Source organism: Fibrobacter sp. UWB4 (assembly GCF_002210345.1).
Lineage (GTDB): Bacteria > Fibrobacterota > Fibrobacteria > Fibrobacterales > Fibrobacteraceae > Fibrobacter.
In genome coordinates this window covers 53,478-72,795 of sequence record NZ_MWQI01000004.1, presented here as the reverse complement: position 1 = coordinate 72,795, position 19,318 = coordinate 53,478, and the positions used below count along the sequence as shown (strand labels likewise).

The following is a 19,318-nucleotide window of genomic DNA, read 5'->3' as shown; positions in this document are numbered from 1 at the left end:
TGTCCAAGGTCACAAATTGTGACCTTGGTTGCTTTTTGAGATTATTTACGGCTCAGTTAGAAACTGCGACTTCTCGGCGGGCGTCGCGGTACTTGTGCAGGCCTAGCATCACGCGGCGGGCAATTGGCTGCGCGATCAAGATTTCTACTGCGAGCGAAATGGCAAAGTTGCGAGGCCACTTGTAAAAGAAGTTTACCAGCGGCTCCATTGTAATTTCGCGGTTTCCGACCTAGGTGCCTACAATCGTCAAGATGATGGACATCAGGAAAACCGTGCACATGATGTTGAGTGTAATTACCGCATGGAAACTGTCGCCCTTCTGCGTAAGCCTTGAAGTCAGGAACGCTGCAGGCTTATATGTGACAAGCACCGTCGCGATGACACACGGCCAGAGTATCGGCATAATCGGGAATACGTGCGCCCAGCTTTCCATGCTAAAGCCCATCTCGAAACAGGTGATGAGCGGCGCGATGATGTTCATCGAGATAATCGAAAGCGTCACGAGAAAAAGGGTGAATTCACGTTTGCCGCGCGGGAGTTTCATGTAAAAGTCCATTTTATCCTCTTTTGTTGCGGGCCCTGCGCAATAAAAAAGGCGCAAAACCCTGATGTTTGAGTTTCACGCTGAACCATTATACGCAATGAAATTTCGTGCCCATAAATAAAAATATTTTTTGCCTTTGTCAAGAACTTGCCAACGGAAAAATTTTTTCCTAAATTCGCTTGCGAAATCAACGTGTAGCGGTCCCGCATAAGTCCAGTTGTAAGGCTTTGCGGGCTTTTTTTATGGCGATTCCGTGCGGTTTCGTCAAGAGGAATTTATGAGCGGAAAACAGAAATTCACTTTCCTTATGCTGTTGCTTGGGCTGCTTTCGGCGTTTGGCCCCTTCGTGACGGACCTTTACTTGCCGGCCCTCCCGAGCCTTGCCGATTACTTTGCGGCAAGCCCCTCGATGGCTCAGCTGAGCCTCACCATGAGCATGCTCGGACTTTCGGTGGGGCAACTCTTTGTAGGCCCGCTGAGCGACAAGTACGGGCGCAAAAAGTTGTTGCTAGTTTGTCTGTTGCTTTTTGTTTGCGGAACTGTCGCCTGCATTGTCGCACCGAATATCGTAACCTTCAACGTGTTTCGTTTGTTGCAGGGCATGGCGGCGTCCGGCGGCATCGTGATAGCGCGTTCCATTTCGGCGGATTCCTACCGTGGCCCCGTCCTCACCAAGTTCCTTGCCATGGTGAGCGCTGTGAACGGAGTCGCTCCGATTATAGCCCCGGTGCTAGGCGGATTCTTGCTGAATTTCATGAGCTGGAAGGGAACTTTCGCGGTGTTGCTCCTGTATGGAGCGCTGTTGCTCTTTATGTCAGGGAAATTCCAGGAATCGCTCCCGGCAAAACGTCGCAGCAAAAAATCTGTCTTTGCGAGCTTTAGCTTGTATGCAAAAGTGTTCAAGAACCGCGCCTACGTATCGTATTTCTTAGTATGCACATTCCCAATGATTATCTTGTTCGGGTATATCGCGTCTTCGCCCTTTATCTACCAAAAAATCTACGGCCTTTCGCCTGTCGGCTTTAGCCTGTGCTTTGCGCTGAATGCCGTTTTCACGGCTATCGGTTGCGCGTTGTCGGGGAAAGTCGGCAACGAATTCAAGGCCCTGAAAATCGCGGGTACGGGAATGTTCGTTTTCGCAATTGCTGTTGCTGCCGCACTCATGACGCACGCTTTACTCCCGCTTCTGCAGGTCGCTTTCATGGGGCTTACGTTCATGTTCGGCATGAGTCAGCCCCCTGCAAACGCATTGGCATTGAATGCGGAACGTGCAAATGCAGGCACCGCAGCCGCGGCCATCGGGGCATCGGGCTTCTTGATGGGCGGAATCGTTTCTCCGCTGGTCGGCATGGGGGACATTGCCACAAGTGTCTCGATCGTCCTAGTTGTGGGTGCCGTTTTGACGCTTGTTTCGGTCCTCGCCAGCGGTTCACTATGCGCAAAAGGCATAGTGAGTCATAGCAAATAAGTATTTTGAATCGCTCGCACAATTATTTATATTGAGTGTATGCGAAACTTTATCCTTATAGCGTTGTTCTTTCTGGTGGCCTGTAGCGATGCTGCGAGCCATTCGACGCAACCTGAAACCCAGATGCCAAAATCGTCTGCCAGTAAAACGCCCGGCGCAGTACCAACAAGTTCATCTGCCCAAACGGAGGCTCCCGTGAAACTCAAGATCCATGTGAACGACACCACCTTCACGGCAACGCTCGAAGAAAATTCCTCGGCCAAGGCCTTCGCCGAATTCCTCACGCAGGGCGACATGACGCTCGACATGCACGACTACGGCAGCTTCGAGAAGGTGGCTGACCTGCCGCGCAGTTTCCCGCGTAACGACAAGCAAATCGACACCGATGCAGGCGACATCATCCTTTACCAGGGCAATTCCATCACCATCTACTACGACAAGAATTCCTGGAATTTCACGCGCCTTGCCCGTATCGACAACGTGAACAAGAAACGCCTCCAGCAGATCCTCGGCAAAGGGAACGTGAAGGCGACATTCTCGGTGGAATAAACAGCGAAAGCTCTAACATTTTACGTTTCATCCATGATTCTCCTAATAGTTCTCGCTGTAGCGTTTGCCTTTGGTACATGCTAAAAATACCTTCTTGAAATGCAAATGCAAGAACATAATTGCACAGTGTGCAAAATAAGCGAAAGAATGTATAACTATGTCTATTTATGAAAAAAGACTTGACTTAGAGTAGACTCAAAGGTTTATATTATCTATAAAAGGAGACGTGTTATGGAAAGAATCAGGTTGAACGACGGTGTCGAAATTCCGGCAGTGGGATTTGGCGTATTCATGATTCCGAACGGTGGCGAAACTTACCGTGCCGTGCTGGACGCACTCAAGGCGGGGTACCGACATATCGATACGGCAGCCGCCTATATGAATGAAAGCGATGTAGGCAAGGCCGTCCGCGATTCGGGTATCAAGCGCGACGAAGTCTTTATTACAAGCAAGCTCTGGCTGCAGGATTATGGCTACGATGCGGCCAAGAAAGGTGTCGATACATCCCTCAAGAACCTGGGCATGGATTACATGGACCTTTACTTGCTGCACCAGCCTTACGGTGATGTCGAAGGGGCTTGGAAGGCTTTAGAAGAAGCAAAGGAAACGGGAAAAATTCGTTCTATTGGCGTAAGCAACATGACGCCGAAAATTTGGAACAACTTTGTGCCTCGCTTTTCGACAATTCCAAGCGTGAACCAGGTGGAATGCAACCCCTATTTCCAGCAGAGTGAACTGCGCAAGATTCTTGACCCGCAAGGCGTCAGGCTGGAAGCATGGTATCCTCTGGGACACGGTGACAAGGGCTTGCTTGCCAACGAGACTGTCGTTGCGCTGGCAAAAAAATACGGCAAGAACGCAGGGCAGGTGATTCTACGTTTTGAAATCCAGAGCGGAGTCATTGTATTGCCCAAGTCAACCAATCCGGAACGCATCAAGGGGAATCTTGATATTTTTGACTTTGAACTCTCCGAAAACGAAATGGAGCAAATCAAGGTATTGGACAAGGGGAAAGGGACCCACGACCCGGAAGCTCCCGGCGTGGGCGAAATGCTCCTGAATAATTACAAGATTCACGAGTAAAATGTAATGGGTTTTATTCGCTGTATGTTGAATATGTTTGTTGCTGCGGCATTCTTGATGTCGCCGGTCGTTGCTGCGTCCGATGACGAATCCCAAATCAAGGCTCTTTATGGGCAGATGTGCAAGGCCATGGTCCAAAAGGACATGGCTACTATGAACGAAATCCATGACGATGATTTTCAGCTTGTGCACATGACCGGTTCTCGCATGAACAAGAAGGAATATCTGGATGCTGTCAAGGATGGAACACTTAACTACTATTCCATGGAACATGACGAAATTTTTGTGACTGTGGATGGCGACTGTGCAACGCTCAAGGGCAAGAGTCGGGTAAATGCGGCTGTTTATGGCGGCGGACGCCACACCTGGCGCTTGCAACAAGATATGAAACTAAAAAAGGTTCGCGACAAGTGGAGGTTTATCTTCTCGCAGGCGAGCACCTATTAAAGGAGTGAGTATGGATTACAAACAAGGTTATGTTTACGAATTGATGGATAACGGCGGACCTACCGATGTACGGGAAAGTTATTTCAAGGAGGCCGTTGACGAGATGATGCGGTCGCGTGTTCTTTGCGCCAAGGCCAACGCCAAGTTGCCCGACGATCCCGGCTATGTCAAGGACTTGGAAGAACTTTTCGGTCGGAGCCTCGACGGAATCCGTATCTTGACCCCGTTCATTTGCGATTTCGGGAACCGCGTCAAGTTCGGCAAGGGCGTATTCATCAACCATTCCGCCATCTTAAGTGCCTCGGGCGGCATTGAGTTTGAAGACGGGGCTTCCATTGCTCCGGGAGTGCGTATCGCGACAATCAACCACGATTTCAACGAACGGCATACTAAGTACACCTACGGCAAGGTCACCATCAAGAAAAACGCCTGGATTGGTATGAACGTGACGATTTGCCCGGGCGTGACCGTCGGCGAATATGCAGTGGTTGCTGCGGGAGCCGTTCTCACGAAGGATGTGCCCGCCTATGCCGTGGTGGGCGGCGTCCCTGCGAAAGTCATCAAGATCCAGGACCCGACCGAACAGAAAGAAAGGTAAAAAAACGTGCGCTCAGTCGAATAATTTTATTTCAAAGGAGATGTCGCCACGGTCGTAGGGGAATTTTTCCATGTTGACAATATAAAAATTTCCGAACCGTAAAACAGTTAATCCCAGCCGTATTTTTGCTATTGCGAATAGGTGTTTTTTTTATCTAATTTATAATTAAGAAAGATAGCCCCAAAGGAACACTCTATGAAAAAACTCGCAAGAATTTTCGTCCCGGTCTTAACGTTCGCGCTTGCCCTGCTCTCCTTGGTGGGCTGCGCCGAACGTAATAGGGCCGACCAGAACGCCGATGCGGATTTCTCGAAAAAAGGCGATGTGCTGGTCGTGTATTTCACCTGGTCTGGACACCTGCGGAGCATGGCACACTGGATTGCCGACGAAGTCGGAGCCGATTACGCCCGCATCTTGCGCAAGGAAGAATACCCTGTTACCTACAACGAGACCGTCGATGTCGCCAAAAAGGAAAAGGACGGAAATATTTATCCCGAGATAAACCTCTCCCTGAGCGACAAAGAAATGGAACGTTACAAGACCGTGTTTGTCGGCTTTCCGGTCTGGTGGTACGACGTACCGATGCCCGTGATGACATTCCTGAAGCAGGCGAACTTGCAAGGCAAAAACGTCTACGCGTTCTTCTCTCACGAGGGTTCGTCCGACGGTGCAGGGAGCCTCCCTACGCTCGAAAAGCTGATGCAGACGAAGGGCGCCGCATTCGACAAGAAAACCGCCCTTTCTGTGCGCGGAAGCAAGGTCAAGGATTCCGAAACCGTTGTCCGCGAATGGGTGAAGGCGCTCTCGAAATAATAAACGAGGTCAAATCTTGATTTTTCGTCTAGACAAAATAGCGCTTCGTTGGATGGTGGTTTTGGCTTTTGCCTGTGCCACGGGTTTCGCTGCTGTCGAAGCAGATTCCGTAACAACCTCGGTGACTGTCGATACCGCGCAAAAGCTTTCTCCGTTCGATTACCTAGGCCATAATATGTTGCTGAGTGCGTTCGGCTGGCCGCTCGGGTTCCACATGCTCGGCGGTGCGCTTACGTACAAGTTCTCGATGGAAAACAACGACCTGATGGTGGCCCGTTTTGCAGCCCGTCAGGACCAGCTCGCGTATGGCATCGCGTTCACTCCCGGCATGATGATGGGGACGTTCTTCCCGATTCTTGTTCCGGGATACATGTATTTTTTCAGCGACAACCGCGCGCTGAACAACACCGGCGCTGTCGCCGTGCAGGCTACCGCCGTGGCGTTCCTCTACAACAATATTCTCAAAGCGATTTCGGCACGCGAGCACCCCGACGCGGAACTCAACAGCGGCGAGCGTTCCCGCGATTTCAAGTGGGGATTTTTTAGGCGCGGAGTATTTTACGGCTGGCCCTCGGGGCATTCCATGACCAACGCGGCCATGGCCATGAGCATCGCAAGCTACAACCGCGACAAGCCCCTCGTCGTGGCGGGCTGCGCCCTGTATGCGGGCTATATCGCAACAAGCATGGTGCTCGGCGCAAAAGGAGAAGCCCACTGGTTTTCCGACGCCGTCGCGGGCACACTAATGGGAGCCTCCATCGGCTGGTATATCGGCAGCGTGTTCTACAAGGAAAAAGTCGGCGAAAAGCAGACCCCGCCCAAGGTCACCATCGCCCCGCTATTCTTTGACGACACCAAAGGCGCCGTGCTCAGCGTGAGAATTTGAGCCAAACGCCTGGTTCACAACCTTGTGTACCGATGGAAGAGGAAAAAAAAGCATAAACCTCTTGACAATCGCGTTCTGGTAATTTACACTTTAGTGCACAAGTGTGCAGGATGACAACGGGTAAGTATGACTTTCGTGTTGTGGATAAGTCCGTGGCTTAGATTGGCGATTTTGACCATCATAAAGGGCTTGTGTTTAAATTCTTAATCATTACTGGGGGCTTCAACACCAAAGTTCTACATCGCTTTTTCACCGGTTGCCCTATGATGACCGTTCGCGTTAGACTCTAGTAAGACACTCCGGTCGGCGCTCACTCTCGCCTCCGACGACTCGTTATGACGAGTCGTCGGAGGCTCACGGCGTGGTCGAGACCACCGTAACCGATGTCTCTTGGGCGTTCCCGCACATATATGTGCGGTCGGGCTATATTGCAAGGCCACCCGTGCGCACCTGCGGCACGCCCGCGCGGCTCTTGCAACCAAGCCTCGCTCCGCGAGTCTTGTCCCCAAGGGGTCACTATCCCTAACGCAGAATCACAATTACAAATGCGTCGGTCCGTTCTCGACGCAATAACCTTCTTTATATTCCCCTTTATTTGAGCAGACAACCCTTATGTTCGATGCAACAACATTAAAAACTTGTTCATTAAATTTGACATACCTATAATTCACTGATGGAACCTTGAAATCATGGGAGGAATAACAGGTGCACTTGGAAGCCTCTTGCACATTTACATAAGAAATAAACAGAGTATCATCTACAAAATCTAAAGCTACATCAGCGGAAACGTCACAATAATCTAAAGCGTAAAGAGTCAAGTCAAAGCAACCTCTGCAATCGCCTAAATAAACAGCTGAATGTTCATCATAACCAACAATTAGCGACGAAATCATCTTCTCAATATCCGACGAACTGGATGAGGAAGCGTCCGCACACTTTCCAAGAACCACCGAAGTATATAGCGTTGGGTTTTTCTCTTCCGCCGAACCGGATGCGGAATCATTGCATCCAACAAGAAGTTCCAAAGAGATAACAATGAAAAAAAGAATTTTTATTTTCATAGGTCTTTATCAAAAAACACCGTTTTCATTAAACAATCCGCCCATCAAACCGGAAGACATCGCGTTTTTAACAGTTAACGTATCCGAGACATCAACTTTTGGAATAGGGAATTTACAAGTAATTTTTTCTACACGCAATTCAGCATTTTGGGGCATCGCAACCACTTGAACGTCCTTGTAGAATCCTGCCTTATCAATTTCTGCAGTAAAAACAAGCAAACGACCATCTTTGTCAGCGTCATAATCTTCGTTTGAAGGAGCGTTCACAAGTGTCTGATAACTTCCTTCAAATGGATAGAAGTTTATAGTCTGAGCAGGATACCCTTCGCAAGGGACTCCGTTGCAGAAAGCCCTAAAAATTAGACCAAACCAAGAAGTGTCGGCACCGCTGCACGGAGATTTCTCAAGCCGCATTACGCGGCCTTTTGGGCTGTTGCCAATGGCAAGAATGTCATATCCATTGCCAACATGTTCAAAAACAGGATACGCGGGAGTACGAACCTTGAACTCACCATAGGTAAATTCTCCCAGTTCCATCTTGAAGCGAGAATCTTCTTCGGGTGCAGACGAATTATCATCCGCACACCCGACAAGGAACAACAGGACCGCTAGAAGAAATATTCGAACTACAGGCAGATGCTTCATATTATAAAAATAACTTATTTTCAACGCCCTATCACCTCTTGTTCTTGGGTAACTTTACTTCATATTCCACTGCTTTCACGTCGCTATCCCTTACGTACCTGACAACACCCGAACGGTTAGGCAAGTGCCGTTCCTTGAATCTTTCGTATTGTTCGCGAATAATATAGTCTGCACGGCGGCTGTAATTGGCAATGATAAGCGCCGAATCCAGACGGGTCTGGTCGATATGCTTGTCAAGATTTTCGTAAATCCATTTATCGATTTTACTTAATGGGCGATGCATAACCACCGTTTCAGGGCGGTAATAACGGCTACGGTCTCTATTCAGAATCATATCGAATCGGCGAGTCAAGAACGAAAGGCCGTAATACTCCTTTTCGGAATACAGCTGTCTATACAAAAGAAAATGCACCGTATCGGCATAGTGCATGCTTTCGTCTATCAGCGGCGGAATAGAATCAAATTCACCATTTTCCAAATGGGTTAAAATTTTCTTTTTCAGGCTCAAATTTTTATTTATAGGAAGCGGGCCACCAACCTGAAAAGGAACAAACGCCAAAGAATCCCCAAATGAGTCGCTGACGGACAATAATTCCTTCTTCGTAAGCACGGGAGTCCAGCCGTCATCAAAGAAAATGCGGTTTCCTGTAGGCCCTGGAAGAAAAAAATCCTTTTCAAATAATGCAACGGCAGAATCTGATTTCGCAGAATCGATTTCCGCAGATGCTCCCCGATAAAGGAACTTAAAAAATGTCTTGCGTTTTTCTTCAGGTGATGGAGCAATCCATTTTTTCGTTTCGACATCATATTTCTGTTTAACTTCAATCACCATATGCAGCAGAAAACATTGTGAACCGAATCCTGTAGAAATTTCGTTATAATCTTCAAAAGTTTCCTGCGTCTCTAACGATGCCTTGGCGACATTCGCTTTATATTCCTGTTTTTTATCATTACACCATTTCGCAAACGACTCGGAATATTCTGGAAAAACATCTTCGATGTCCTTGTCAAGAATCTTTTTCTTGACGATAGAGCCAAAAACTGGTGCGTTCTGCGATGCGTCTTGCACAGTATTCAGCCTAGTCTTTGCTCTTGGGTAGAACTTTTTCGCATACTTGACAAAGCTATCTTCACGCTTCTGGGATTGAGCCATCTTTTTCTGAGCTTCTTCGTCGTTATCATAGAACCAGACTGAAGTCATTCCGCAAATACTGCGGTTGCCCCGGTGGTTGCTTTCATGGGCAAAAGCTAGACCTGCAAGCAAAAGGATTACGGAAACAGGAAGCGACAGACATTTCATAAACGACTTTTTTATCAAATTATTTAAATTTCGTTGTCATGTCAAGTGTATCGCCACGGTCATATTCGTCGCGATACACCAACTTCCAAGAAATAGTCGTATCGCGAAAAGACTTTGACGTATTGTTGTATAGAACATATTGTATTCGTTTGGGTTCATTAGGCAATCACCATGCGTCGCTCGTATAAGGCGCCCAAGATACACGAAGACGCACTCCAGATTATCAAGGATGTTGCCGGTACGCAGCTGGACGCCGAACTCGTCAAGTATTTCTTGATAATCCCCAAAGAAAGACTCTTTGGCTCTGTCCAGTCATTCTGTACGGCTACGGAAACGCTGCGGACCGCCGAACGGTCATTTCAGCGTAAAAACATCGGTCATGCAGCCGAAAAACAGTTTTGGAAGGGCTTACGGATTGAGGATTTTTTGCTAGCCGGGCACAAGTGTACAGTTTAGCCCGACAGAGCCAACGACTTTTCGCACACAGTGTATAACAATTGAAACCCCGCCTTTTTATGCATGTAGGTGGAGGGAGGAAAGATGAGTGAAGATAAATGGCTTAAATCGGTCCCAAATCCGCAAATTAGTAGCCAAATGTATTGCATTTGCGTTGAAAATGAATTAGATTTGTATAATTTGAATCACTCGGACTGGATATCACTACGGCTATTAGACTTTTCTTGAAGCAGGCGATTAATCAGCGCTGCATCCCTTTCGATATCGTTCCGCCTCAACGCGAGTTCTCGGATTCCACGTTGGCCGCTATTGAAGAGGCGAAAGGCCTTGCTAGGAACCCCAGGGCGAAAAGGTATTCCTCTGCTAAGGAACTCCTTGAGGATTGCAAGTAATGGTCTATGAGCTTATCATCGTAACCATGAATTGACGGGAAATTTCAAAGGCGTCTGGGAATGCCATATTCAATCAGATTGGTTATTGTTTTATCTGAAGAAGATTTTTCCGACAGCAAACCATAAAAGCGCTTGCTCCCACTATGCGTCCCGCGCATACTGAGCATGAAAATTAAGCATTTTGCGCATGCTCCGATATTATTTATATTATGTGCAAAGCATTTCGGAGTGACAAAATGAAACTCAAGTTTTTAACACTATTTTCAATCCTTGCGCTCGCTGCGGGCGTGTTTGCGGAGAGTGCCATGAGCAACATTACGGTAAACCTGCGCTATACGGGTAAGAACGGGGCGGCAAAGAAGTTCGCCGAAGAGATGGTTTCTAGCGGGACGGTGGCGAAAATCCGTGCCGAGAAGGGCAACATCCGCTACGAATACTTCCAGTCGCTGGACGATCCCGAGACCATCTTGCTGATTGACGCGTGGGAAAGCCAGGCGGCCATCGACGTGCACCACGCTTCGCCCATGATGAAGACAATTGCGAAACTCCGCGACAAGTACGACTTGAAAATGACGGTCGAGCGTTACACGCCCGACAACACCATGCCCAAGACCGACGAAAAGTTCATCAGGAAATAAGTCGCGACCATGTAATGCCCGCGCGCTATTTCATTAACTTCACTTTGAAAAATTCCACGTTCATTTCGCGGTCGGCGAGCGGCACAATCTTGCGGTCCTTGGGAATTTCGTAATCGAACTGATGATCCGAAACGAACGTCAACAGCGAAGATTGTTCGATTAGCTTTGAAATGCCCTTCGTGCTGTCGTGCTTGATGAAGGTGGCGTCGGGAATCTTCTTGCGCTTGACCTGCTCCCAGAACCCCACGTTGCTGCGCTGGATGATGGTTTCGCCCTTGAGTTCCCTAAGCCGGATGGACTTGCGCTTGGCGAGCGGGTGCTTTTTCGGGAGCGCAATCGAAAGCCGCTCCTGCATGTATTTTTCGGCACGGTACTTCTTTGCACGGGGGGCCTTGAGCGTGATGCCGATATCCGCAGTGCCCTCGTTCAAAGCCTTCAGCACGCCCGCCTCGTTGTCGATAATCTCGTAAGTGACTTGCGCGCCGGGGTATTTCTCCTGCAGTTCCTGCATCATCCGCACTGCCGGGAGAATGGCGACCGACGCAATGGAGAACGTGCGCGTACCCGCTCCCTGCGGGCTCACCTTTTCCATCATCTCGCTTTGCAAATCCATGATGCGCTTCGCATATTCGGCAACCGTGCGACCCTTCTCGTTCAGCTCGATGCGGTTCTTTTTGCGCTCGAAGAGCGGAGCGCCGATTTCGTCTTCCAGCTTCTTGAACGCGCGGCTCACCGCCGGCTGCGAAGTGTAAAGCTTGTCCGCAACGGCAGAAAGCGTCCCGTATTCCAGGAATCCGGCCAGCAATCGCAAAATGTAGGTCTCGACAAACATAAAAAGCCCCTTTTGGGGGAGAATATAATAAATCCGCTATGCGTCAAGCGAATAGTGGGGCTATTTTGAATTAAAATGCACTATTTTCCTTTTGTATTTTGCTCCACTTTCGCAATGACTTCGGCGGGTGTCACGAAATCTAGCACACTGAAAGCAGTCATTTCGTTACCCATATCTTTAAACGAAGCTCCAAAGTGATATACAGTGTCGTCGACCAGAAGAAAACGGTCGTGAATCGTGCGCATGGTCTTCAATTCTAGTTCAGGATATTGCTTCTTGTGCAAGTCTGCCGCAGCCTTGAATTCAGATGTAATTCGTGAGGAGTAGATTTTTGCCGAAACGCCTTTTGCTCGCATAGCAGCAAATTTCAGCACCTCGATGGTGGCATATGGGTCAATAAATACCACGGACTTTTTCGCCCTCTTCACAAGATCAGAAATCAGCACAAATCCGTCAAACCGCGTTCCGGTCGCAAGAATCCCTCCCGTTGGAGTTTGTGCCGCATTCACGAAGAAGTCTATACGTTGTTCGACTGCAGAAAGTCGGGAGTCCTGTTCGCCGAGATGTTTTTCCGTGGCGTCCCTTAATTCCGCAATTTCTGCGCCCTGGCCTTCGATGAGTTGCCGCTGTTCGTGCAGACGGTCCACAATCTGCAAATCGGTCGATATTTTTCGCTGGTTTATGGCGTAACCCTTGAGCATGTATTCCTTGAGAACCTGGTTTGCCCAGCGGCGAAACTTGATGCCGCGTTGCGTATTGACTCGAAAGCCCACAGAAATAATCATATCGAGATTGTAAAGCGTTACGGAACGCTTTACCACCCGACGACCTTCTTTTTGAACTAGTTCCAAAATGGAACTAGTTGATGGTTCTTCCAGTTCGTGCGAGTCGAAAATATTCCTTATGTGCTTTGTAATAGCCTGTCGTTGAACGTCAAACAGTTCCGCCATTTGCGCCTGCGTGAGCCACACGGTCTCGTTTTCTACACGCACTTCCAGCCGGACTTCGCCTTCCGGCTGGTAAAGCACGATTTCGCCCCTGTTTTCGTTCCCGATTTGGTCGGGAATCTCAATTTTATCCCTTTTGCTCATTTTTACTCCATAAACAAAAAAGTCGGCCTTTGGATATATTAAAAGCCCAATTTCCATTGGGGATATACCAAATAGCCGACTTTTCTAGTCGAACGTGGCTTGCTGGCGGAAATCCGCTGCCAGTGCCTTTTAAGGGATAATATACAAAAATTAGCCCCAAAACATTTTTTTATTCAACAAATACACTGTATTGGATAAAAAATGCACTTTTTTATCCAATTTGACTAAAATTTTGACGATTTTCACCAGTTTTCGTAGCGGTGTCCCGTATCAAGGGCGGCAATTTGCTTCATTTCGTCGTCTGTCAACTCGAAATCGAAAATTGATATGTTTTCTGCGATGTGGTCAGGGTTCTTGGAGCCTGGAATGGCAATGTAGCCCGATTGCACATGCCAGCGCAACACCACCTGTGCGGTCGATTTCCCGTGAGCCTTCGCTATCTTTGCGACAACCTTGTTCCCCAAGACGTTTTCGGTGTGGCCGCGCCCGCCTAGCGGGTAATAAGATTCCACCACAGCGCCGTAGCGTTTTGCGTAATCCTTGAATTCCGTGTTCTGGTAAAACACATGGTTCTCGTTTTGCACCACGGCAGGCTTGATTTCGAAATCGGCAAAAAAGCGCTTCGCCGTCTTTTCGGTGTAGTAGTTCGAAATGCCGATGGAACGGATCTTCTTTGCCTTCACAGCACGTTCCATAGCCTTGTAAACCGCCTTGTCCTCGGCGTCGCTCCCGTGCTGGTGCAACAGCATCAAATCAATATATTCGAGCCCCAGCTTTTCGAGTGAGTCGTCGATGTCTTCGTCCAAGGAGTTGCTCCACGGCACCAGTTTCGACGTCACGAACAAATCTCCGCGCTTCACGAGCCCGTCGTCAATCGCCCGGCGGATTCCCTTGCCTACGGCTTCTTCGTTGTCGTAATATTTTGCCGTATCAATCAATCGATACCCGTTCTTGATGGCGACATAGACCGCATCTTCAGCCACCTTGCCGCGCAAAGTCCAGGTGCCAAGCCCGAGAACCGGCATATCAAAACCCGAATTCAACTTGACCGTTGGGGCCGCCCCTTTGCTATTCTGCACGCTTGAATCTCCTTTGTTCGAAACTTTCGGCATAGCCTGCGACGCAGCATCGCTCGAACACGCCATGAACAGGAAAACGAACAAGAAACTGAACCACCTCATGCCCTAAAAATAACCAAATCCCGCCATAAATCAAAATACTTATTTCGCATAAAAGATATGCTTTGAAAGCATAGGCGGGGGAAGCCTCCCCCTGATTGCAGCCTTGGCCTGTTGTCACCCTGGAGCGGAGCGATAGGGTCCAGGCCAAGTCTTCCATCACCCCCTCACCTAAGGGGCTCCGCCCCTTAAAAACCCCGTTCCCGTGTCATCCTAAGGCGAAGCCGAAGGATCCAGACCTGTTTTTTAACAAATCTCTCCCTCGATGTGAATATCTCTCGTTCACAGGGACTCACTTCGTTCGACTGTTCACTCGAGAAACTCACATCTCGGTCAAAAAACACAAGAACGGATCTGGTTCACAAGTGCTTTGCGGTCAAGACTTTTTTGGGGCAAAAACCGTTTCTACAGGAGGAAACTCTTGTGACTGTTAGTCCCTGCGAGTTTCCGCCGAGAGTTCTGGTCAGTTGCGTATTATCGGCAATTTCCAGGAATTGTAACAGTTTTTTTTGTCCTGGTTTTATCCCTGCTCATAAAGAGCCCCTATAAGACCCCAAATGTTGAATTAGCGAAGTCAATGTACCCAAAGATCCATCTTGAGAATTTTCCATCCAGAGGAATCCTTTATAATTTCATATAAACTTCCATGAGGAACATTTTTTTTGTCTTTGATAATTGTCGTTACTTTCAATGTGTCACAACCATTACTTTTATTCGCTGCGTAACAACAAGAATGTTTGGCATGCTTTGTTTTTCTGAGATCGTAAAATCCTTCAATAGAAAAGATTTTATATAGATTACTTGTATCAGATTCTGTATTATATCCTTGTTTTTCCGCTTCCCGAAGTAATTCATTTACCACCGTTGTATCCATGAAACAATTGCGACAATCTTTTATATTATGTTCTACTTTTTCAATAAAGTGAGCAATGTCATCTACTACAGCGGTATCCATAATGCAATGATATCTTACATCTTTATAAAGGCACATTTCATAGTGATAACATTCTCCACGAGCATTACTTATAGATTCAATTTGAGGTTCATCTCTTTTTTCACCAAAGCCACAACCCTGCAAAAACAGAGAAAGTAAACTAATACTGTAAATCAAAACGCGCATCATGAAAGTCCTTATATCGAATATAATTTGTTTTTATCTCAATTTGTCGAGTATAACGACGCATCCTTAATGAGAAGAATTTTCACGTTTCGTAAGACAAAAATGTTTTTGTTTTTCCTCAGCTCATAAAGATCCCCTATAAGACCCGCTTTCTGAATATACCTTATTTTATGCGGGTTCGCAAGCGTTTTGACGCTGAAAAAATCAGAAAAAATGAATAGATTTCTGGAATTTTGTTGATTTCAATCAAGGAAAAAGTCAGCGGTATGACGATTCCTTCCGAAGAATAGTTGAAAAGCGCAAACTGACGATGCGGGGGGGGAAGCCTAAATTTCTCATTTTTTTACAAATTGTCATAATATGACATTGCAAGGATGCATATTTGCAATGAGCAGAAAAGACCCGCAATTTCAAGTTTGTTTGCGGACAGAAACGAACAATACTTGCTGATTTTTGCCGAATTTAGTCCAATAATGGATTTTCTTTCAAGTGCAGGTGGCCGCTTCTACTATGCACTACGCGCATAGTGGGCATAAAAATTACGCATTACGCGACCGTCCTGAAATTATTTATATTAAAGGCAACCGGTTCAAGGAAATTTTTAACAGAAAAGGCGGATTCCATGAAAAAAATCACCTTGATTCTTTTATCACTTCTTCTAGGAGTCTCTATGGCAGCAGAAAAGAAAATCCTCGTCGCATACTATTCCCGTGCCGACGAAAATTATGAAGTCGGAACAATCACTAAGGGCAATACTGAAATCATTGCCGAGATGATTGCGAAAAAGACGGGCGGCACGCTTTTGCACGTGGAACCCGCGAAGGAATACCCCAAGAAATACGATGACTGCATCAACGTGGCCAAGAAGGAACTTGCGCAGGACGCGCGCCCGGCCATCAAGCCGGTGAACGTGAACCCCGAAGAATTCGACGAAATTTACGTCGGTTATCCGGTGTGGTGGGGCGAAATGCCCATGCCCATGTTCACTTTCTTCGAGAAGTATAATTTGAAGGGCAAGACGATTCATCCGTTCGTGACCCACGAAGGTAGCGGCCTTTCGGGTGTTGCGCGCCTCAAGAAGGTGACCGGCGCGAATGTGACCCCCGGCCTTGCCATCTACGGACACGTGGCCCAGAACGAACGCGACAAGGCCCAGAAAGAAGTCGACAAGTGGGTGAAGTAGGCTTGTGCCTTATGGGCGGAATGTTTTAGAAAGATTGCCAGGAAACTCTTGGCAGTCTTTTCTTTTTAGGGGAATCAATCCCCTTGGCAGGCTTCACTATGCGTTTCGCGCATACTGAGCATGAAAACTTGGTATTTTGCGGGGCTTGTGCAATTATTTATATTAAAGATGTAATTAGACAAAGGAACAAACCATGAAACTAGGGACGATTATGACGATGCTTGGTATGGGTGCGGTGCTTGCCGCATGTGACTGCTGTCCGCAAGACGGGGCGAAGGCGCTTTCGCAGGACAAGGAACTGCGTGCCGTGATGGACAACTTCACGCAGAACGAGGTTCCGGCGGCGACTCCGCTTGTGGAAAAGCGCGAGGTGGAGTTGATTCGCCTGGTGTCGCTTGTGACGCAGCAGTCGGGCGCTCTTTTGCAAGAAGAAGTGGCGACGGCGCTTGCGCAGGGGCTTGCTCCCGAAGAAATTCTCGAGGCGATTTACCAGTGCGCTCCCTACACCGGGATCCCGCGGACGGTGGATGCGGTTGAAATTGCCCGCGGCGTGTTCAAGGCGAAGAACGTGAAGGTAGATGAAAACCGTGCGACGGTGACAGCGCAGTCCCGCTTGCAGGCGGGTGCCGACGCGCAGGGGACGCTGTTCGGCCAGACTTTCCGCGACATGGCGAAGAACGGCAAGAGCGGTATGCCGACTATCAATTACTTCTTGGCGAGCAACTGCTTTGGCGATTACTACACCCGCAAGGGACTCGACCTGAATACTCGCGAACTCTTGACGATGGCGATTCTCGTGAACCTGGGAACGGAGCCGCAGCTCAAGGCGCATATCGGCGCGAACCTCAAGATTCGCACGGCCGAATACGTGGAACAGGCGATTTACAACTGCTTGCCGTATTGCGGTTACCCGCGCACGCTGAACGCGTTGCGACTGCTCAAGGAAGCGGTGGCGGAAGCTGGAAGCCAGCAAGGCCCTTCGGCTGGTTCGACAGGCTCACCAACCTTATCTGGGACATTGAACGCGGCTGGTGCAGTAAACGCGTCGGACGCAAAGGTCGCTGAGCAAGGTCGAAGTGTGCCAGGCAAGGACTGGAGTGTGTTCCCGGTGGGCAAGCCGAACGACGCCCACGCCAAGTATTTCGTGGGCAAGAGTTATCTCGACATGATCAGCAAGGAACAGGTGGGTGTCGGGAACGTGACTTTTGAACCGGCATGCCGCAACAACTGGCATATCCATCATGCAAAGAAGGGCGGTGGCCAGATTCTCATCGCGACGGCGGGCCGCGGCTACTACCAGGAATGGGGTAAGCCGGCGGTGGAACTGAAGCCCGGCGACGTGGTGAACATTCCGGCTGGCGTCAAGCATTGGCACGGGGCGGCTCCAAATTCCTGGTTCCAGCATTTGGCGATTGAAGTTCCCGGTGAAGGAACGAGCAATGAATGGCTCGAGTCCGTGAGCGACGAAGACTACGGGAAGTTGAAATAAAATAATTTTCACATGAGTCATTCTCCAAAGGAGAATTCATACAGCCTGCGACTTTTTATCCGCAATAAAAATGGTGTATAATGGAGAAAATTTATGAAGTTCGCTAAACTTTTATCTTGTGCAATTTTGTGGTTCTCGGCGGTGTCGCTTGCGGCGGCACCTGCGCCCGATGGCTTCGTGCTTATCAAGGGCGGGACTTTCAACATGGGAAGCCCCGCAAACGAGGACTGGCGCGTCAACGACGAGACGCTGCATAAGGTGAAGGTCTCCGATTTTTATCTGGGTAAATACGAGGTGACGCAAAAGCTTTACCGCGAAGTGACGGGCGAAAATCCCTCCAGTTTTAAGGGTGACGACTTGCCCGTCGAAAACATCACATGGCTCGATGCGGCTCGTTTTTGCAACAAGTTAAGCGAACGCGACGGACGCACTCCCGTTTACGCTATCGAAGGCGATGCGGTCAGCTGGAATCGCGAGGCGAACGGCTACAGGCTCCCCACCGAAGCGGAATGGGAATACGCGGCCCGAGGCGGCACGACCACGCCGTTCTACACAAAGAAGGCTCCCGGTGCCGACGACGTGAATTTTTACGGGCATTATCCGTATCAAATCGAGCAGAACTATTTCAACGACGAGGTTCTGGAAACACGCCCCGGCGTTTACCGCGGGAACACGCTCCCCGTGGGCAAATTCAAGCCCAATCCCTTCGGGCTTTACGACATTTACGGGAACGTTGGCGAATGGTGCTTTGACTTTTACGGCGATTACGGTGTTTCTGCGGGCTCGACAAGCGTGACGGTCGATCCGGCGGGCAAGCCTTCGGGCACGAGGCGCGTGCATCGCGGTGGCGGCTGGAACGATTTCGGCAAAAACCTCCGCAGCGCCTATCGCGGGGCCATGCAGCAATCCAGCAAGAGTTACAATGTGGGGCTCAGGCTCGCCATGAATGCGGGTGCAGGCGTCAAGGGGACATTTGTGACCCAGGAAGCGGCGGGCTTTAAGGGCGAAAAGGCGCAAGCGGCGTTGAACCCGAAAGGGGCTTCCCGTGCGCTGATTGTTTTCTATTCCTGGAGCGGGAATACCCGCGGTGTCGCCCGCGAAATCAAGAAGCAGACCGGTTTCGACATGGTGGAACTTGAACTCGTGAAGCCCTATTCCGACGACTACAATACCGTCTTGAAGCAGGCGCAGAACGACCAGCACAAACAGGCGCGCCCTGCGCTCAAGAAAAAGCCAGACGCAAAGAAGTGGGCCGGTTACGAAACGATTATCATCGGTTACCCCAACTGGTGGGCGAGTATCCCGATGCCTATTGCGACTTTGCTCGAAAGTTACGACTTTACGGGCAAGCGGATTCTGCCGTTCTGCTCCCACGGTGGCGGGCGCTTTGGCCAGAGCATCACCGCGATTGCGAAACTCGCGCCCAACGCAAAAATCGGCGAAGGCCTTTCGGTGCATTACTCCGGCGGTTCGAGTCTCTCGAAAGATGTGGCCAAGTGGCTCGAGAAAAACGGCGTGAAGACGAAATAATGTATATTCCCTGAT

General features: G+C 49.0%; 22 protein-coding genes and 2 pseudogenes. 15 read left to right on the top strand and 9 right to left on the bottom strand.

The features are described 5' to 3' along the window. Window positions 1-52: 52 nt before the first annotated feature. Together B7990_RS15015 and B7990_RS15010 are read right to left on the bottom strand one after the other, a co-directional pair. Complete coding sequence (locus B7990_RS15015) at window positions 53-208, bottom strand: hypothetical protein (RefSeq protein WP_217897542.1); 156 nt, start codon at window positions 206-208, stop codon at window positions 53-55. 21 nt (window positions 209-229) lie between these two features. Beyond that, entirely contained in the window at window positions 230-556 is a 327-nt protein-coding gene (locus tag B7990_RS15010; RefSeq protein ID WP_217897541.1) for a hypothetical protein, read from the bottom strand. 265 nt (window positions 557-821) lie between these two features. On the opposite strand from B7990_RS15010, the gene B7990_RS08500 reads away from it, so the two are divergent. The 7 genes from B7990_RS08500 to B7990_RS08470 all read left to right on the top strand — a co-directional run bounded on the left by B7990_RS08500 (window position 822) and on the right by B7990_RS08470 (window position 6,388). Further along, window positions 822-2,012: a Bcr/CflA family efflux MFS transporter gene (locus tag B7990_RS08500; RefSeq protein ID WP_088640551.1), complete on the top strand. Its 1,191-nt coding sequence runs from the start codon at window positions 822-824 to the stop codon at window positions 2,010-2,012. 195 nt (window positions 2,013-2,207) lie between these two features. After that, complete coding sequence (locus B7990_RS08495; protein WP_072827993.1) at window positions 2,208-2,561, top strand: cyclophilin-like fold protein; 354 nt, start codon at window positions 2,208-2,210, stop codon at window positions 2,559-2,561. Window positions 2,562-2,792: 231 nt separating this feature from the next. Next, window positions 2,793-3,644, top strand: coding sequence for an aldo/keto reductase (locus B7990_RS08490; protein WP_088640550.1), 852 nt, complete (start codon window positions 2,793-2,795; stop codon window positions 3,642-3,644). A gap of 6 nt (window positions 3,645-3,650) precedes the next feature. Continuing rightward, on the top strand, window positions 3,651-4,091 hold the full coding sequence (locus B7990_RS08485) for a nuclear transport factor 2 family protein (RefSeq protein ID WP_088640549.1): 441 nt from the start codon (window positions 3,651-3,653) through the stop codon (window positions 4,089-4,091). A gap of 10 nt (window positions 4,092-4,101) precedes the next feature. Then, on the top strand, window positions 4,102-4,689 hold the full coding sequence (locus B7990_RS08480; RefSeq protein ID WP_088640548.1) for a DapH/DapD/GlmU-related protein: 588 nt from the start codon (window positions 4,102-4,104) through the stop codon (window positions 4,687-4,689). Between the two features lie 195 nt (window positions 4,690-4,884). After that, entirely contained in the window at window positions 4,885-5,502 is a 618-nt protein-coding gene (locus B7990_RS08475; RefSeq protein ID WP_088640547.1) for a flavodoxin, read from the top strand. Between the two features lie 16 nt (window positions 5,503-5,518). Beyond that, window positions 5,519-6,388, top strand: a complete 870-nt coding sequence (locus B7990_RS08470) for a phosphatase PAP2 family protein (protein WP_141099244.1) — start codon at window positions 5,519-5,521, stop codon at window positions 6,386-6,388. Window positions 6,389-6,927: 539 nt separating this feature from the next. On the opposite strand, the gene B7990_RS08465 is transcribed toward B7990_RS08470, so the two are convergent. The 3 genes from B7990_RS08465 to B7990_RS08455 form a co-directional block, all read right to left on the bottom strand. Beyond that, a complete protein-coding gene (locus tag B7990_RS08465; RefSeq protein ID WP_088640545.1) occupies window positions 6,928-7,449 on the bottom strand; it encodes a hypothetical protein in 522 nt (173 codons plus the stop codon). Window positions 7,450-7,458: 9 nt separating this feature from the next. Further along, on the bottom strand, window positions 7,459-7,986 hold the full coding sequence (locus tag B7990_RS08460) for a hypothetical protein (protein ID WP_170861503.1): 528 nt from the start codon (window positions 7,984-7,986) through the stop codon (window positions 7,459-7,461). A 139-nt stretch (window positions 7,987-8,125) separates the two neighbouring features. Beyond that, on the bottom strand, window positions 8,126-9,394 hold the full coding sequence (locus tag B7990_RS08455) for a hypothetical protein (RefSeq protein ID WP_088640543.1): 1,269 nt from the start codon (window positions 9,392-9,394) through the stop codon (window positions 8,126-8,128). 171 nt (window positions 9,395-9,565) lie between these two features. Between B7990_RS08455 and B7990_RS08450 the strand changes: the two genes are divergently transcribed. The 4 genes and pseudogenes from B7990_RS08450 (at window position 9,566) to B7990_RS08435 (ending at window position 10,880) form a co-directional block, all read left to right on the top strand. Beyond that, on the top strand, window positions 9,566-9,850 hold the full coding sequence (locus B7990_RS08450) for a hypothetical protein (RefSeq protein ID WP_088640542.1): 285 nt from the start codon (window positions 9,566-9,568) through the stop codon (window positions 9,848-9,850). 224 nt (window positions 9,851-10,074) lie between these two features. Beyond that, window positions 10,075-10,242, top strand: a complete 168-nt coding sequence (locus tag B7990_RS15240; protein WP_368668115.1) for a hypothetical protein — start codon at window positions 10,075-10,077, stop codon at window positions 10,240-10,242. A gap of 28 nt (window positions 10,243-10,270) precedes the next feature. Next, window positions 10,271-10,405: pseudogene (locus B7990_RS15235) on the top strand (type II toxin-antitoxin system mRNA interferase toxin, RelE/StbE family); the annotation flags it as partial. A 142-nt stretch (window positions 10,406-10,547) separates the two neighbouring features. Beyond that, on the top strand, window positions 10,548-10,880 hold the full coding sequence (locus B7990_RS08435) for a putative quinol monooxygenase (RefSeq protein ID WP_072980505.1): 333 nt from the start codon (window positions 10,548-10,550) through the stop codon (window positions 10,878-10,880). A 25-nt stretch (window positions 10,881-10,905) separates the two neighbouring features. Here B7990_RS08435 and B7990_RS08430 read toward each other — a convergent pair whose 3' ends face one another. The 4 genes from B7990_RS08430 to B7990_RS08415 form a co-directional block, all read right to left on the bottom strand. Beyond that, window positions 10,906-11,712 carry a LysR family transcriptional regulator gene (locus B7990_RS08430; RefSeq protein ID WP_088640540.1) on the bottom strand — a complete coding sequence of 269 codons (807 nt, stop codon included), beginning with the start codon at window positions 11,710-11,712 and terminating at the stop codon, window positions 10,906-10,908. 80 nt (window positions 11,713-11,792) lie between these two features. Beyond that, window positions 11,793-12,803 carry a RhuM family protein gene (gene rhuM, locus B7990_RS08425; RefSeq protein ID WP_088640650.1) on the bottom strand — a complete coding sequence of 337 codons (1,011 nt, stop codon included), beginning with the start codon at window positions 12,801-12,803 and terminating at the stop codon, window positions 11,793-11,795. A 242-nt stretch (window positions 12,804-13,045) separates the two neighbouring features. Further along, window positions 13,046-13,984: an aldo/keto reductase gene (locus tag B7990_RS08420; protein ID WP_254917412.1), complete on the bottom strand. Its 939-nt coding sequence runs from the start codon at window positions 13,982-13,984 to the stop codon at window positions 13,046-13,048. 571 nt (window positions 13,985-14,555) lie between these two features. Continuing rightward, on the bottom strand, window positions 14,556-15,104 hold the full coding sequence (locus B7990_RS08415) for a hypothetical protein (RefSeq protein WP_088640539.1): 549 nt from the start codon (window positions 15,102-15,104) through the stop codon (window positions 14,556-14,558). Between the two features lie 667 nt (window positions 15,105-15,771). On the opposite strand from B7990_RS08415, the gene B7990_RS08410 reads away from it, so the two are divergent. From B7990_RS08410 to B7990_RS08400, 4 genes and pseudogenes are all read left to right on the top strand, one after another. Then, window positions 15,772-16,284, top strand: coding sequence for a flavodoxin (locus B7990_RS08410; RefSeq protein ID WP_088640538.1), 513 nt, complete (start codon window positions 15,772-15,774; stop codon window positions 16,282-16,284). A 193-nt stretch (window positions 16,285-16,477) separates the two neighbouring features. Then, window positions 16,478-16,819, top strand: a pseudogene (locus tag B7990_RS15230) (carboxymuconolactone decarboxylase family protein); the annotation flags it as partial. Window positions 16,820-16,951: 132 nt separating this feature from the next. Next, on the top strand, window positions 16,952-17,773 hold the full coding sequence (locus B7990_RS15225; RefSeq protein WP_368668117.1) for a carboxymuconolactone decarboxylase family protein: 822 nt from the start codon (window positions 16,952-16,954) through the stop codon (window positions 17,771-17,773). Between the two features lie 93 nt (window positions 17,774-17,866). After that, a complete protein-coding gene (locus B7990_RS08400) occupies window positions 17,867-19,303 on the top strand; it encodes a flavodoxin (RefSeq protein ID WP_088640536.1) in 1,437 nt (478 codons plus the stop codon). The last annotated feature ends 15 nt before the right edge of the window (window positions 19,304-19,318 follow it).